This window comes from Anabaena catenula FACHB-362, from assembly GCF_014698735.1.
GTDB lineage: Bacteria > Cyanobacteriota > Cyanobacteriia > Cyanobacteriales > Nostocaceae > Anabaena > Anabaena variabilis_A.
In genome coordinates this window covers 13,290-27,070 of sequence record NZ_JACJTQ010000033.1, presented here as the reverse complement: position 1 = coordinate 27,070, position 13,781 = coordinate 13,290, and the positions used below count along the sequence as shown (strand labels likewise).

Annotated in this window: 13 protein-coding genes and 1 pseudogene; 4 read left to right on the top strand and 10 right to left on the bottom strand. The window is 40.1% G+C overall.

Annotated features, from left to right (window positions below; translation table 11 throughout):
* The first annotated feature begins 123 nt into the window (after positions 1-123).
* Positions 124-2,136 (top strand): biosynthetic arginine decarboxylase, encoded by a 2,013-nt coding sequence (speA, locus tag H6G68_RS19085; protein WP_127054295.1) that lies wholly within the window; start codon positions 124-126, stop codon positions 2,134-2,136.
* 60 nt (positions 2,137-2,196) lie between these two features.
* Here the strand turns inward: speA and H6G68_RS19080 are convergent, their stop codons facing one another.
* The 3 genes from H6G68_RS19080 to H6G68_RS19070 form a co-directional block, all read right to left on the bottom strand.
* Positions 2,197-3,366 carry a nucleotidyltransferase family protein gene (locus H6G68_RS19080; RefSeq protein WP_127054293.1) on the bottom strand — a complete coding sequence of 390 codons (1,170 nt, stop codon included), beginning with the start codon at positions 3,364-3,366 and terminating at the stop codon, positions 2,197-2,199.
* Between the two features lie 339 nt (positions 3,367-3,705).
* Positions 3,706-4,521, bottom strand: coding sequence for a segregation/condensation protein A (locus tag H6G68_RS19075; RefSeq protein WP_190908050.1), 816 nt, complete (start codon positions 4,519-4,521; stop codon positions 3,706-3,708).
* A 141-nt stretch (positions 4,522-4,662) separates the two neighbouring features.
* Positions 4,663-5,757 carry an AI-2E family transporter gene (locus H6G68_RS19070; RefSeq protein ID WP_190908049.1) on the bottom strand — a complete coding sequence of 365 codons (1,095 nt, stop codon included), beginning with the start codon at positions 5,755-5,757 and terminating at the stop codon, positions 4,663-4,665.
* Between the two features lie 112 nt (positions 5,758-5,869).
* Between H6G68_RS19070 and pdxH the strand changes: the two genes are divergently transcribed.
* Complete coding sequence (pdxH, locus tag H6G68_RS19065) at positions 5,870-6,514, top strand: pyridoxamine 5'-phosphate oxidase (protein WP_190908048.1); 645 nt, start codon at positions 5,870-5,872, stop codon at positions 6,512-6,514.
* Between the two features lie 35 nt (positions 6,515-6,549).
* Here pdxH and H6G68_RS19060 read toward each other — a convergent pair.
* The 3 genes and pseudogenes from H6G68_RS19060 to H6G68_RS19050 all read right to left on the bottom strand — a co-directional run.
* Positions 6,550-6,807 (bottom strand): annotated as a pseudogene (locus H6G68_RS19060) (hypothetical protein); the annotation flags it as partial.
* A gap of 750 nt (positions 6,808-7,557) precedes the next feature.
* Positions 7,558-8,364 carry a DUF3153 domain-containing protein gene (locus tag H6G68_RS19055; RefSeq protein WP_190908047.1) on the bottom strand — a complete coding sequence of 269 codons (807 nt, stop codon included), beginning with the start codon at positions 8,362-8,364 and terminating at the stop codon, positions 7,558-7,560.
* 14 nt (positions 8,365-8,378) lie between these two features.
* Positions 8,379-8,900: a tetratricopeptide repeat protein gene (locus H6G68_RS19050; RefSeq protein ID WP_190908046.1), complete on the bottom strand. Its 522-nt coding sequence runs from the start codon at positions 8,898-8,900 to the stop codon at positions 8,379-8,381.
* On the opposite strand from H6G68_RS19050, the gene H6G68_RS19045 reads away from it, so the two are divergent.
* On the top strand, positions 8,872-9,051 hold the full coding sequence (locus H6G68_RS19045; protein ID WP_190908086.1) for a hypothetical protein: 180 nt from the start codon (positions 8,872-8,874) through the stop codon (positions 9,049-9,051). The two genes, H6G68_RS19050 and H6G68_RS19045, sit on opposite strands and share 29 nt — an antisense overlap.
* Positions 9,052-9,130: 79 nt before the next feature.
* Here the strand turns inward: H6G68_RS19045 and argB are convergent, their stop codons facing one another.
* The 3 genes from argB to H6G68_RS19030 all read right to left on the bottom strand — a co-directional run bounded on the left by argB (position 9,131) and on the right by H6G68_RS19030 (position 12,386).
* Positions 9,131-10,024 (bottom strand): acetylglutamate kinase, encoded by an 894-nt coding sequence (gene argB / locus H6G68_RS19040; protein ID WP_190648855.1) that lies wholly within the window; start codon positions 10,022-10,024, stop codon positions 9,131-9,133.
* A 94-nt stretch (positions 10,025-10,118) separates the two neighbouring features.
* The gene (locus tag H6G68_RS19035) at positions 10,119-10,673 is read right to left on the bottom strand and encodes a shikimate kinase (RefSeq protein ID WP_190908045.1); all 555 of its coding nucleotides are present in this window, start codon (positions 10,671-10,673) and stop codon (positions 10,119-10,121) included.
* Between the two features lie 60 nt (positions 10,674-10,733).
* Complete coding sequence (locus H6G68_RS19030; protein WP_190908084.1) at positions 10,734-12,386, bottom strand: NB-ARC domain-containing protein; 1,653 nt, start codon at positions 12,384-12,386, stop codon at positions 10,734-10,736.
* Positions 12,387-12,813: 427 nt separating this feature from the next.
* Between H6G68_RS19030 and H6G68_RS19025 the strand changes: the two genes are divergently transcribed.
* Positions 12,814-13,008: a hypothetical protein gene (locus tag H6G68_RS19025; RefSeq protein ID WP_127054279.1), complete on the top strand. Its 195-nt coding sequence runs from the start codon at positions 12,814-12,816 to the stop codon at positions 13,006-13,008.
* Between the two features lie 19 nt (positions 13,009-13,027).
* Here the strand turns inward: H6G68_RS19025 and H6G68_RS19020 are convergent, their stop codons facing one another.
* Entirely contained in the window at positions 13,028-13,690 is a 663-nt protein-coding gene (locus H6G68_RS19020) for a LapA family protein (protein ID WP_190908044.1), read from the bottom strand.
* Between the last annotated feature and the right edge of the window lie 91 nt (positions 13,691-13,781).

Here is a 13,781-nt window from a genome sequence, read left to right as displayed (position 1 = left end):
TCCTGATACTTAAACTCCTTAACTGATTCTTAACAATCAAAAATTCTTACTGAGTGTAGATCGGTTCCTAGATGAATGAGTTAAATTGTTAATTCGTGGGCGAAAAACAGAGGTCAGGAAGAAATGGGTGTTGAATCAACCGCTGATGAGATTGTGAAAATGCCTCCCAACGGGCATAAATCGGAATTAAAAAGCCAGAAACACAAAAAACTGCTAGCACCGAGTACAAATACAGAAGATTTACCTCGTACTTGGAAAATTGAAGACAGCGAAGACCTTTATCGAATTGAAGGTTGGGGAAAGCCTTATTTTTCCATCAATGCAGCTGGTCATGTTACAGTTTCTCCCAAGGGAGATCGTGGTGGTTCTCTCGACTTGTTTGAACTAGTCAATGCGTTAAAGCAACGCAATTTGGGACTTCCCATGTTAATTCGCTTTTCCGATATTTTAGAAGATCGGATTGAGCGGTTGAACGCTTGTTTTGCTAAAGCGATCGCTCGCTATAATTATCCTGGTGTTTATCGTGGTGTGTTTCCCGTTAAATGCAACCAAGAACGTCACTTGATTGAAGATTTGGTGCGTTTTGGCAAACCACATCAATTTGGGCTAGAAGCCGGTTCTAAGCCAGAATTAATGATTGCTCTGGCTGTTCTAGATACCCCTGGAGCCTTGTTAGTTTGCAATGGCTACAAAGACCGAGAATACATTGAAACGGCAATGTTATCCCAAAGGTTAGGACAAACACCAATTATCGTCATAGAACAGATTGAAGAAGTCGATTTGGTGATTGCAGCTAACCGTCAATTGGGAATTAAGCCCATTTTGGGGATACGAGCTAAACTCAGTACCCAAGGAATGGGACGTTGGGGAACTTCCACCGGCGATCGCGCTAAATTTGGATTAACAATTCCAGAAATAATGGAAGCGGTTGATAAGTTACGAGAAGCTGACTTACTCGATAGCTTGCAATTGCTGCACTTCCATATCGGTTCACAAATCTCCGCCATTAATGTGATTAAAGATGCCATCCAAGAAGCCAGCCGCATCTACGTAGAGTTGGCGATGCTGGGGGCTGATATGAAATATCTGGATGTGGGTGGTGGATTGGGTGTAGATTATGACGGTTCTCAAACCAACTTTTACGCCTCGAAAAACTATAATATGCAAAACTATGCCAACGATATCGTGGCAGAGTTAAAAGATACCTGTGCTGAACGGCAAATAGCCGTACCTACACTGATTAGCGAAAGTGGCAGAGCGATCGCTTCCCATCAATCTGTTCTCATCTTTGATGTTCTCAGTACTAGCGATGTCCCCCTTGAACTTCCAGAACCTCCACAAGAGGGAGAATCGCCAATTATTAATTACCTTTGGGAAACCTACCAATCCATCAACCAAGAGAACTATCAGGAGTTTTACCACGACGCTGCACAATTTAAAGAAGAAGCCATTAGCCGCTTTAACTTAGGAATTTTGCGCCTCAAAGAACGTGCTAAAGCCGAGCGTCTTTACTGGGCTTGTTGTCAAAAAATTCTCAAAATCACCAGACAGCAGGAATACGTACCCGACGAATTGGAAGACCTAGAAAAAATCATGGCTTCCATCTATTACATCAATCTCTCCGTGTTTCAATCAGCACCTGATTGTTGGGCAATTGATCAACTATTTCCGATTATGCCCATACATAAGCTAGATGAAGAACCAACACAGCGAGGAATTTTGGCAGACTTGACTTGTGATAGTGATGGTAAAATTGACCGTTTTATCGACTTGCGTGATGTCAAATCCGTTCTAGAACTGCACAAATTTGTACCTGGACAACCATATTATATGGGAATGTTCCTCAATGGAGCTTACCAGGAAATCATGGGCAATTTACACAACCTCTTTGGTGACACCAACGCCGTTCATATCCAATTAACCCCCAAAGGCTACCAGATTGAACACGTTGTCAAGGGAGATACCATGAGTGAAGTAGTTAGCTACGTGCAGTACGACTCAGAGGATATGGTAGAAAACATCCGCCAGCGTTGTGAGAAAGCCTTGGAAGAAAAGCGCATTACCCTAGCTGAATCTCAGAGATTGTTACAAACCTATGAACAAAGTCTCAGAAGATATACGTATTTGAATAGTTAGTAGTCCCAGGTCATTAGTCATTAAATCATTTACTAATGACTAATGACTAATGACTAATGACTAAATAGAATTTGTCCCTAACAATTCCGCGATCGCTTGGCGTTCTATGGGAGTATCAGAAGGTGGTGTTTGACGAGCATCAGTAATCAGCCAGTCTAAAGCCGCAGCTTGGACATCAATGGCTGCTCCTGTTTTATCTACACAATAACGTCCAAATACCAGCTTATCTACCAAACGCACCCCTGGCCCCAAGCGTGACCATTCAAAAATCACACTATTGTCTACAGTTGCACCACTGCAAATCCAGCAATTGGGACCAATCATCGCCGGTCCAATTATTTTCGCTCCATCTTCAATTCTAGTCATACCGCCAATATAAACTGGGCCTGTAATATCCACCTTGTCCCAATTCACCGCTACATTTAGACCAGTGTAAATACCAGGAGCTACTTCATGACCGGGAATTTGCACATTTTTGATTTCCCCTAGCAACACACCTCGAATCGCCCGCCAGTAATCTGGTACTTTACCAATATCTACCCATTCAAAATCCATGGGAATAGCATAGAAAGGCGCATTAATTTCCACAAGTTTTGGGAACAATTCGCCACCAATGTCAAACTCTACCCCAGAAGGAATATAGTCAAACACCTCTGGCTCAAAAATGTAAATACCTGTGTTGATATTAGTACTTAGAGCTTCCTCTGTAGAGGGTTTTTCTTGGAAAGCTTTGACGCGATTATCTTCATCCGTCACAACTACCCCATAGCTAGAGACTTCTTCGCGGGGGACAGACTTCGTAATAATAGTCGCAATTGCCCCCTTGGACTTATGCCACTTTACCGCCGCAGTTAAATCTAAATCAATCAACGCATCGCCGCACAACACCACAAAAGTATCATCAAAAAATGGCGAAAAGTCTTGAATGCGTCGCATCCCTCCAGCCGAGCCGATTGCTTCCCCTACAAGTTTACCGTCATCATCAATTTTCCCTTCAAAAGAATAACCAATCTGCACGCCAAACCGCTGACCATCACGGAAATAATTTTCTATTTCCTCAGCCAAATGGCTAACATTGACCATAATTTCGTCAAATCCATGTTGGCGTAAAAGTTCCAGTAAAAATTCCATCACTGGCTTTTGCAGGATGGGAATCATCGGTTTGGGAATTGTATAAGTAATAGGACGAACACGAGTACCTTTACCTGCTGCGAGAATCATCGCTTTCATAAGATTTTATTCCTCAACCCCAAGCCAGTTTACTTTCATCGAGTGATACTTAATCATCAGTTTTTATTTTGTTCTTTACTAAGGCTATAGCTAGATGATTAACCAGTTATCCTTTAAATTTAATCGGATTCTGGGTTTTGCTGATACAAAAGTTCAGTAAATTCTATACATAGCGTGTTTAAACAAGCTTACCTCTTATCATCTCCAGTGCCGCTAATTGCTGCTCAAAAAACTCTCCGCATCAGAGTGCGGTTCACTAATCATAAGTATTTAACCGGACGCGATAACTTGCCCATCTGGGTTGAAAACCACCACTAACTTTACCCCAAAGCGACGGGTTTAAAGCCCCATCTGAAATTCCCTGTTCCCTGTTGGTAAGCGAATTTTGATCTCCTGATAAAATTCTTCTTGAAATAGCTCTACCTTGGATTGAGCCGACAGCAGTAGTAATGCCCAAAAAATGCTAACTAGGTGACTATTTTCTGAGTTATGGTAATCGCCATTTTTATCTGGTTTTTTTGTCTGTATCCACAACTCTACAAGTTGTTCTAAATTCACATAATGTTCCTCTAAATTTAGCTCTTTTGCCGATAGATGCAACACCTGCTCCAGTTCTACAGCTATTTCTGTCAGATTTTCTTGGTGAGCTAATTCTAGTGCCTCCCGCATGGTTCGCATACTGGGCTGACGCTTGGGACGGTGAGGCTTGCTGACCTTCTCTACCAGTTTCAGCTGGTTAGCCATAATCTGCAATTGCTTGACTAGCTCTTGTAGAGTCACGCGACGTTTTGCAGGTGGCATTGCCGCTGGACGGCGACGCAAATGTCGTTCTAATTGCAAACGATGAACGGGATATGATACCCCATCTTCACCTTCTATTATTGCATCATCTATAACGTCTTCTTCAGTATTATCTACGGTTGACAATTGCATTAATGTGTTGGCTTTAAATAAAACAAGCATTGATGCTGATAAAAAAGCCTGTCCAGATTGAGACAAGTCCGCTTCATAGCCTCTGGCTGTTGCCTCTGGTGCCATTAGTTCTAAATAACGGTCAATCACCGAAATTACTTGTACATCCCAAGGGTCGATTTCCCCTTGTTCAGCTTGGTCAATCAGACGTGTAATGGTTTCTAATAGCTCGGCAGCATCCATCAATTTTAGATTTAAGATTTGTCTTGTCCTTCAACAGACAAGGTTTGTATTGACTCAACTTAATTACAAATTACAAATTACAAATTACGTATCCCTAGAGGGACTGGAAGCACTATTAAGAATTACCAATTACGAATTATTTTAATGATCTGTATCAGGTGGAGATTCATAGCTAACAGTAACATTAGATACGAAATTACCATTTTTACCGTTTTTGATAGCATCAAATGTGCCTTTGATAGTACCAGCAATTGGCACAGCTACCAGTGTTCCCAACAAACCAGCAATTTCAAACCCCATCAAAATAGAGACAAAAATCCATAGGGGATTAAGTCCGATAAAGTCACCCATTAATTTAGGAGCTAAGAGGTTATCTTTAATTTGTTGTAAGATAGTTGCTACCATTGCCACTGGAAATGCTAACCAAGAACTTTGTAATAAAACCAATGATGTTACTAAGCCTATACCTAAAGCTGCTCCGATAAAAGGAATAAGTTCGGAAATACCAATAATGATCGCAAATAACAGGGCAAAGGGTATTCTCATAAATAGGAAAATTGGCGTGAGGGCGATGACCATGAATAACGCCAGCAGCAGTTGGCTGAGGAAAAAATTCTGAAAATTTAGCTGTAAGGATTTACTGAAAGGGATGCCAATATTAGATGGTAAGATATTAACTAAACCAGACCAGACGCGATCGCCATATAGCAGCATATAAAACGCCAACACAAATACTAACACCACATTAAATAATCCTGACAACAGCGTCCCCGCAAACCCTACCGCACCGGAAGCTATCTGTTGCACTAAATTTTGAATATTAGCATTGATTTGATTAGTCACTAGGCTCAAATCAATATTTATACGTCGCTTACGCGCTAACACCTGTAAATTACTGAGATTGTCTTGACTGGAGGCTAACCAATCAGGAATCTTATTTAAAAGTTGGATTGTTTGGTCAATTACCATCGGTACGAGGGTAACACCTAAAATAATCAATAAAGCTAGAGTAATAATTAAGACAATTATCACTGACTGAGTGCGTGTAATTCTCACTCTCTCAAACAACTTCACTGGGTAATTGAGTAAAAAAGCCAGAATTGCCGCAATACTGAGAATAGTAATTGGATGCTGAAAATAACGAAATAGCACAGACAGTAGCCAGACATTGAGAGCGATAATCGGACCACTCAGACCATAAATTAACAGAGTTTGGACAGAGGCTAAACGGCGCATCTTGAGAAAAATAAAGAAAATTTGTCAATCTGGCATTGTTACTGATTCCCATGATAGATATTTTTCTCCAAGAATTGTATAAGCCTATCTGATAACAAGGAACCAAAACCCTATGGATCAAAGCATAGCTGACCTTCGCAAAGACTATACCTTGCAAGATTTGAGTGAAAATCAAATTGACCTTAATCCATTTATACAATTTAAAACTTGGTTTAATCAGGCTACATCCGCACAATTACCTGAACCTAATGCAATGACTCTGGCTACCTGCACACCAGATGGTAAACCTTCGGCGAGAATGGTACTACTAAAAGATTTTGACGAACGGGGTTTTGTCTTATTTACTAACTACAACAGTCACAAAGGACAAGAACTAACAGCAAATCCCCATGCGGCTTTAGTGTTCTGGTGGGCTGAACTAGAACGCCAAGTCAGAATTGTGGGAACTGTAGAGAAGATTTCCCCTGAGGAGTCTGATGGATATTTTGAAATGCGTCCAGCAAATAGTCGCTTAGGTGCATGGGCTTCTAATCAAAGTGAGGTAATTGCTGGTAGGGAAGTTTTGGAGCGGCAATTACAAGAATTTCAGCGCAAATATGAAAATCAAGAAGTTCCTAGGCCACCTCATTGGGGAGGGTTTCGAGTAATTCCCCAAGAAATTGAATTTTGGCAAGGACGTTCTAGCCGGTTACATGACCGTTTGCTTTATACTCGGTTAAATGATGGAAGCTGGAAAATAGAGCGCTTGTCTCCTTAATTTTTTTAGCGGGCAGTCTGTCCCGCACCACAATTTCATAAAATACTATTGGGGTCAATTCCTAGTTCCCGTAACTTAGCTGCTAATAATTCAGCCCGTTGATGTTCCTGTTCAGCCTGTTGACGTTCTTGTTCTGCTTGTTCACTACTCCACAGCAGCAAATTTCCGTCACTATCCCACCACCGCAACCAGTTCATGGTTTGACATAATCTTTCACCAGTCCAAATTCCTAAAAATAGCTCTAACTCAGGAATCCAAAAACGCCCATTAGTATCTGCTTGTTGTTTGGTATATCCCTGTTTTGTCACTCTCGGAAAACAATAATCAAATCCATCTTTTGTAACTCTTATTTCATCAAGATTTGGCGCTTTTTTAGGTATTAAAAAATAAAATTGCTGCATAAAATATCAAAACCAAAGCCCCGTAAACCTTTCAGATGTTGCATTTTCCTAATCTGACAGAACAGGGATATGACTTACACACAAGTTACACATAATTGTTTGAGTTGTGCGATCGCTTAACCTAATTTACGGAAACTTTTTTAACTCTTTGCGTCTTTGCATCTTAACGTCAGCTACCTTAACAATTCTTAACCCAATTTTCTCAAAAAAGTGTAAGCAGCCTTTTTTACCCTCAAATTATTGAGAATAGCTGCGAATGAGTCAACGTAATTTCAAGGGTCTTGACTTCTGACAGGGTTATGTTATGATAGTCTTGAGAAAAATCCAAGGGATGTATACTGTCAGAATCAGGATGTCCAGGATTTAAGGATTTTCCGGATGTTATTTAATGATGGTTGGTTAAAAGTTGGGGATTTTGGATTTTCAGAATCTTCACTTAAACAATCTGCTTTTATCTGCGTTCCGAAAATCTTAACTCAGAAAATTCAAACACCTATATGTATGCACCCATAGATTTCCACTTATAACATAAGTGTACAAAATTATTTACAGCTTGTCAAGTGGAAAAATTGCAATCGCTACAATCCTGTAAATCCTGGACATCCTGATTCTGACAATAACAATCTTTTAATTCTGCAAATCCTATAATCCTGATTCTAACAATGTATATCTGAGATAAAAGCCAGCCCAAACAAACAGAATAATTATCAAAGCACCAATACCCAACATATTAGGAAGCCAGAAAACTACTTCTATATGATTTAATTCACCGGGTTTAAGTTGCCAAACTAGTTGATTTCCAAGCTTCTGGGGTTGGATAGCATCTTCAGTTTGTTGAATAGTTTTAACTCCCCAGGGTGTCTGCAAGCTAAAGTCTAAATTTAGAACTGAAGCAGTACCAGCTAAAACGTTTCCTTTGCTGGTAAGTGCAGAAAGGGAACGCAAATCTAAATCGTAAATCAAATGATTTCTTGATAAGAGGAAAAAATTGTTTTCCTCTACCAGCAAGTTGGAAGCAATAGTTGGTATTTCTGAATCTTGGGGGACTTGATTAGAATTTTGAGAACTGCGGTAATTGAAAAATCCGCTAAACTTTTCTTGTAATTCTCGACCGTTACTGAAGGGAATTTTCACAATCAGTTCTTCTGGAGAAATTCGCTTTGCTGAACCTTCTAATTTTCGCGCTCGACGCTCTAAACTATTTAACCATTCCCAAATATAATCACCGCTAAAGCTGGTTAATTTTTCAGATAACTGAATATGCTGTACTATTTCACCGTTATTGGTATTGTTAAAGTTTATTCCTAAATCATATTGAACGCAACCAGACAAAATGAAAGAGGCACAGACTATAAGCCAAGAAATAGGTCTTAGTCTGTTTTTGATGAACCTGAAAGTAATTGCTTCAATCAACGATAATACAATTTTTTGTAAATTAGATATATTCATGATTTGATCATCTCTTAAAAACTTAACCAAACTAGATAGGAAATAGTTAAACCAACAGCAATTAACGCTACCCAGATAAAACTATTATCTCTTGTATTGACTGTTCTGAGGTCTACATATTCTGGTTCCGCAGACTTCTGTCTAGGGATAGATTTTGTAGGTTTAACAGCGACAAGTCTTTTGGAGTCGTGATCAGAAATTGCACCCAAATCGGGGATTTCTGTCATCCACTCCTTTGGTCTTTGCAGCTTGGGCGCTTGTAAAATATAGATTAACTGCCGTGCTTGTTTCTTGGTTTCGTGGTGGGGATGACGACGAAGTTGTTGACAAAGTGCGATCGCATCATCTGTCCTTCCCATAGCTTCATAAGCTGTCACTAACCATATATCGACTTCACCGGCAAAGCGTGTATTCCGCGCTAACAAGACGCTGGCTTTTTCTAAATTTTCTACAGCCTCCCGATATTGTCCATTTTCAAAGGCAAGTTTTCCAGTTTCGTAACGAGATTTGGCAATTTCTAAACTTTCTGTAGTCATTGGTCATTATGGGGCATTGGTCATTGGTCATTGGTCATTATGGGGCATTGGTCATTGGTCATTGGTCATTGGTCATTGGTCATTGGTCATTATGGGGCATTGGTCATTGGGCATTGGTCATTGGGCATTAGTCATTAGTTATTGGTGGTGATTTGTAATAGGGAATTAAGAAGAACAAACAGGTTAGAGTCTTTCCAATCACCAATCACCAATCACCAGTCCCCAAATTATTATTTAAACTGAGAACCCAGAATCATGGTTCCAATCCCCACATCTGTGAAGATTTCTAACAGCAGGGCGTGAGGAATGCGGCCATCAATGATGTGTGCGGCTTTGACTCCTTGGGCGAGCGATCGCACACAACAAGTCACTTTAGGAATCATACCCCCGCTGACTATGCCATCGGCAATTAATTCACGGGCTTCAGGAATATCTACTTTGGCTATTAAGGTAGAAGGATCTTTATAATCTTTTAAAATCCCCCTGGTATCGGTAAGCAAAATCAATTTTTCCGCCCCCAGTGCAGCAGCTATTTCCCCCGCAACTGTATCAGCGTTAATATTGTAAGCTTGTCCGCTATCATCAGCCGCGACGCTAGAAACTACGGGAATATAGCCATTTTTAGACAAAGTATCTAAAATTTTGATATTCACATTACTGACTTCCCCGACAAAGCCAATACCTTCATCACCTTGGGGACGGGCAGTGATCAAGTGACCATCTTTACCACAAAGACCCACCGCCATACCACCAGCTTGGTTAATCAAGGAGACAATTTCTTTATTGACTCGACCGACTAACACCATTTCTACCACATCCATTGTCGCTGCATCGGTGACGCGCAAACCATTCTTAAACTGTGCCTCAATTCCCAGTTTACCTAACCAACTGTTAATTTCTGGGCCACCGCCATGTACTAAAATTGGTCGCAACCCTACGCAAGACAAAAATACAATGTCGCGGATAACTTTATCTTTAAGGGTGCTATCTTTCATCGCCGCACCTCCGTATTTGACAACAACGGTGCGACCAGCAAATTGTTGAATGTAAGGTAGTGCTTCGCTGAGGATTTCGACGCGATTAGCTTCAGCTTGCCTGATATACTCGGTATCGTTCACCATCATGAGGATCTTCCAATTTTGGATTTGAGATTTAGGATATAAGGTTGTTACATGATCAAAACATGAAAGCAACTTAGGATCACAAAAGTTCCTCAGATCAATTTTGGTGTTGTGAATCTTGAGTTTTGAGAATGCTGGGAATTACTTCTAAGATGCGTGTGGCAATTTGTTCTGGTGTTTCTGATTCGGTGATGGTAATATGTAAATCTGCCTGAGAGTAAAGCGATTGGCGTTGTTCGAGGAGCGACCTCAATTTATCTTCAGGGTGAGAATCTTGTAAAAGTGGTCTTGTATCATCTTCTACTAACCGACGCAACAGAATGTCCACCGGCGCATCCAGCCACACTATCAAACCGTGACGCAAATAGCCCCAGTTTTCTTGCTTTAGTACAATCCCGCCACCAGTGGCTATGGTCAACTTAGTATAAGCACAGACTTGAGCTAAAATTTCACTCTCCAATTGGCGAAATGCTGCTTCCCCTTCATCAGCAAATATCTCATTGATAGATTTTCTAGCAGCTTTGACTATGACATCATCAGTATCCAAAAACCCATAACTAAGTTGCTGTGCTAGTAACCGCCCTACGGTCGTCTTACCAACACCCATCATCCCAATTAAATATAGGTTGACTCCTTTTAATAAATTACTCACCAAGTCACTTTACTCCAGTTTTATGATTTATTAAGTCATCAGTTATCAGTGATAACTAATTTAAACATTGCTATTAACAATACTTTTTTTCATGTCAATTTTCAATTGTGCCGCTAAAATTGGATTACGCAGCAATAGGTTACTTTCTGCGGCTAGATGAGATTTAAAATTTTCTTCCATTAAGCGTTCAATTATATAGTCCCTGAAAACGATGCCAGGCGATAAACAAAATAGTTGTGTGTTCATGAGCGGGGCTGTAGAATGAACGTCTGCCTGCACTTTAGCTTTCTCAATCAGCGATCGCCGTTGGAGTAATTCTATCGTTTCCAGAACTAATCTTTGTGCTAATCGTGGTGACAAGCCGGGGATAATATTACTCGGCACAGTATGCGTAGAAGCGCAATCTGGATTTAGCGCCAGCCAATATATAATAGATATCTCTAACTCCGACAAAGGGTCGAACTGCTGGTCTAAAATCCGGCGAATATCACCAAACGCTAAAGTACCCTGTTCCAAAAACTCATAGATACTACCACCAAATAAATCTTGAATAGTAGTAGCAACTAATTTCAAAAATAAGGGATTGCCAGCATAGCAGTCAATCAATAAACTACATTCTGTATATTGAAATTCGGCGAATCCTTTAGCTTTGAGGATAAGTAGGCTTTCTTTCCGGCTTAAACCAGTCAAGTTTACAGAACGAACAGGTAGTTTTTTTCCTTCAATAGCCGCAATTTCCGGTGGTTTTTCCCGGCTAGTTAATAATAAGCAGCTTTGATGTTGGGAATCTCCCACCCTTCTAATTAATTCACCATAGCCCTCATAACCAGGACGATATCGAATTTGTGAAAGATCGTAAGGTGTATTACCTAGGGTGGGAGATGGTACTGAGGTTTCATCTCTATCAGCACTAGATAAAATCGAGTCAACGTTATCTAAGACCAAAAGACATCGAGCATTGCGTAAACTCTGAATCAGTTGGGAAATTCTGCTATTCAGAGTTGCTGTCTGATCTATCTCTAGATTTGGGGATAATATCTGCATTATATTACTTAAGATCACATCTATCGGCGGGCATAGATGTAGCGATCGCCAGATCACATACTCAAACTGATCTTGAATCCCTTCTGCTAACTTGATAGAAAAAGCAGTTTTACCAATTCCACCCATTCCCAAAAGCACAACTAACCGACAGCGCTGTTGTAAAATCCATTCTGAAACTGTGGCTAATTCTGTCGTCCTTCCACAAAAGCCACTGACATCAACGGCTTCACCCCAATCTTTAATTTTTTGGGATTTCAGTTCAATTAACTCCGTCTCTTGCTCTTTGGTATCTTTGATAAAAGTGACGATGGTGTTTAATTGAATCCAATTTTTTTTATACCCAGCCTTTTCTAATAAATGAGTCACATGACTCCAGTTTTTTACCTTGACTGAGTGTCCAGCTTGACTACTCAGCATATCCTCTATGTACTTATATAATCCATTAGACAAATAAACTCTGACTGTACTGCTACTGCGACTTTGATAAACTCTATTCGCTATTTCCGCAGGACTACAACCACAAAGTAAACCTCTCAGCAATTTCTTTTCCACAGGTGTTAAGGCTTTTCTCTTTGCAGAAGCTAAATCTAAGTATAATTTCTCTAACTCCCAATTTCTCTGAGCTTCTATAAATTCTTCTTCCACGGGTTGAGAACCTACTACCACCATCATTGTTATTAGTATATTTACAGTTACTTTAGCGATATACTAACGTTTGTTATGTAAAGTCAGAATAAACCAACGATAAATTTATAACGAAATTAATAACGATTGTTAGGTGCGTTCTTATTTATTACTTAGGTATTCTTGAACTTAATGGAAATTTCATATAACTTGTTTGAAACTTTAAGGAAATAAATTCTGTCAATATAAAAAAATCCAACTTTATCTGGTGAGTGAATGGAGCCTTCCTCAATACTATGTAGCTAACAAGACAGTTTTTTGATTCTCAACTTGACTAACGGCAAGCCTTGATCACTTGCATCTCTGTGTCAAGGTGTAAACAATAACCAACTTTTCCATTTTTGACAAAAAAGCTTTATTCTCTCTCAACTAAACTCCCATCAATCAATGTGGTATGAATGAGGTTTCAGCTATGACTCGAATTCTAGACGTTGTGCAAACAGCTTTGGCAACTGGTTATTTAACTGTGGAAGCAGAAAATCAACTCAGACAACTTTTAACCACCCAGTATGACTTGGAGGACTTTCAGGCCTTCATGACTTTGCAGGAAGCTGCTATGATGGGTAAAATCAAGCAGGAATCACGAGAGAAGTGTGGTATGAAGTAGGATCAATAGATTGATTAGCTTATCGGCGAGAGCCTTCATTTTCATCCTCAAAGTCGTCGTCTTCAAAAAAATCCCAATCATCATCATCTGCTTGATTAGTAGTTGATGGTTGATATGGAGGGATAATTACTCGGTAATCAGCATCATAAATAGATTCAGTTTTTCCCACACCAGTATTTTTTGGTTCTTGAGCATTGTATGAGTAAACTGACCCAGGTTGAGAAGCAGTTTTAGGTGCTTGCTGGGGTTCGGAGGTTCTGGAACTGCCTGTTTGTGGTTGTTCTTCAAAATCCCAATCATCATCAGTAGGCTTTGTCTCCCAATCATCAAATTCCTGGTTGGTAGTGTAATCAGGTTTACTAGTAGGGGGTGGTGGACTGCTAGGAGAAGATGTAGATTCTTTTCTGGGAGTTGTCCTCACACGTTGTGAATTTACAGGTGATTGGGAAGAAGTTCTTTCTGGTGGTTGAGCAAAATAATTAGTAAATTTCAATAAAGTGGCAATTAATATAGATGTGAAAGCACCGGTGGCAATGCTCAAGAAAATCCACAAAGCTAATGGTAAGACTTGAGTCCGCATCCCCAAAAATACCAATGGGAGGGCTGGCGACAAATTTTGGACTAACAACAGCGTCAGTCCTCCCAGCACAGCTACCAACAGAATTAAGCGAATTACAGCCATAAGAAAATGCAAAATGAACCGCGAAGACGCGAAGGACACGAAGAAAGAGAGAAAGAAGAGATCAAAAGATTCGGCGCTGTGTCTCGTAGAG

Coding starts and splice junctions, on each gene's coding strand:
- speA (WP_127054295.1), top strand. CDS start 124: ATGGGTGTTGAATCAACCGCTGATGAGATTGTGAAAATGCCTCCCAAC.
- H6G68_RS19080 (WP_127054293.1), bottom strand. CDS start 3,366: ATGAAAGCGATGATTCTCGCAGCAGGTAAAGGTACTCGTGTTCGTCCT.
- H6G68_RS19075 (WP_190908050.1), bottom strand. CDS start 4,521: ATGGATGCTGCCGAGCTATTAGAAACCATTACACGTCTGATTGACCAA.
- H6G68_RS19070 (WP_190908049.1), bottom strand. CDS start 5,757: ATGCGCCGTTTAGCCTCTGTCCAAACTCTGTTAATTTATGGTCTGAGT.
- pdxH (WP_190908048.1), top strand. CDS start 5,870: ATGGATCAAAGCATAGCTGACCTTCGCAAAGACTATACCTTGCAAGAT.
- H6G68_RS19055 (WP_190908047.1), bottom strand. CDS start 8,364: ATGAATATATCTAATTTACAAAAAATTGTATTATCGTTGATTGAAGCA.
- H6G68_RS19050 (WP_190908046.1), bottom strand. CDS start 8,900: ATGACTACAGAAAGTTTAGAAATTGCCAAATCTCGTTACGAAACTGGA.
- argB (WP_190648855.1), bottom strand. CDS start 10,024: ATGATGGTGAACGATACCGAGTATATCAGGCAAGCTGAAGCTAATCGC.
- H6G68_RS19030 (WP_190908084.1), bottom strand. CDS start 12,386: ATGGTGGTAGTAGGTTCTCAACCCGTGGAAGAAGAATTTATAGAAGCT.
- H6G68_RS19025 (WP_127054279.1), top strand. CDS start 12,814: ATGACTCGAATTCTAGACGTTGTGCAAACAGCTTTGGCAACTGGTTAT.
- H6G68_RS19020 (WP_190908044.1), bottom strand. CDS start 13,690: ATGGCTGTAATTCGCTTAATTCTGTTGGTAGCTGTGCTGGGAGGACTG.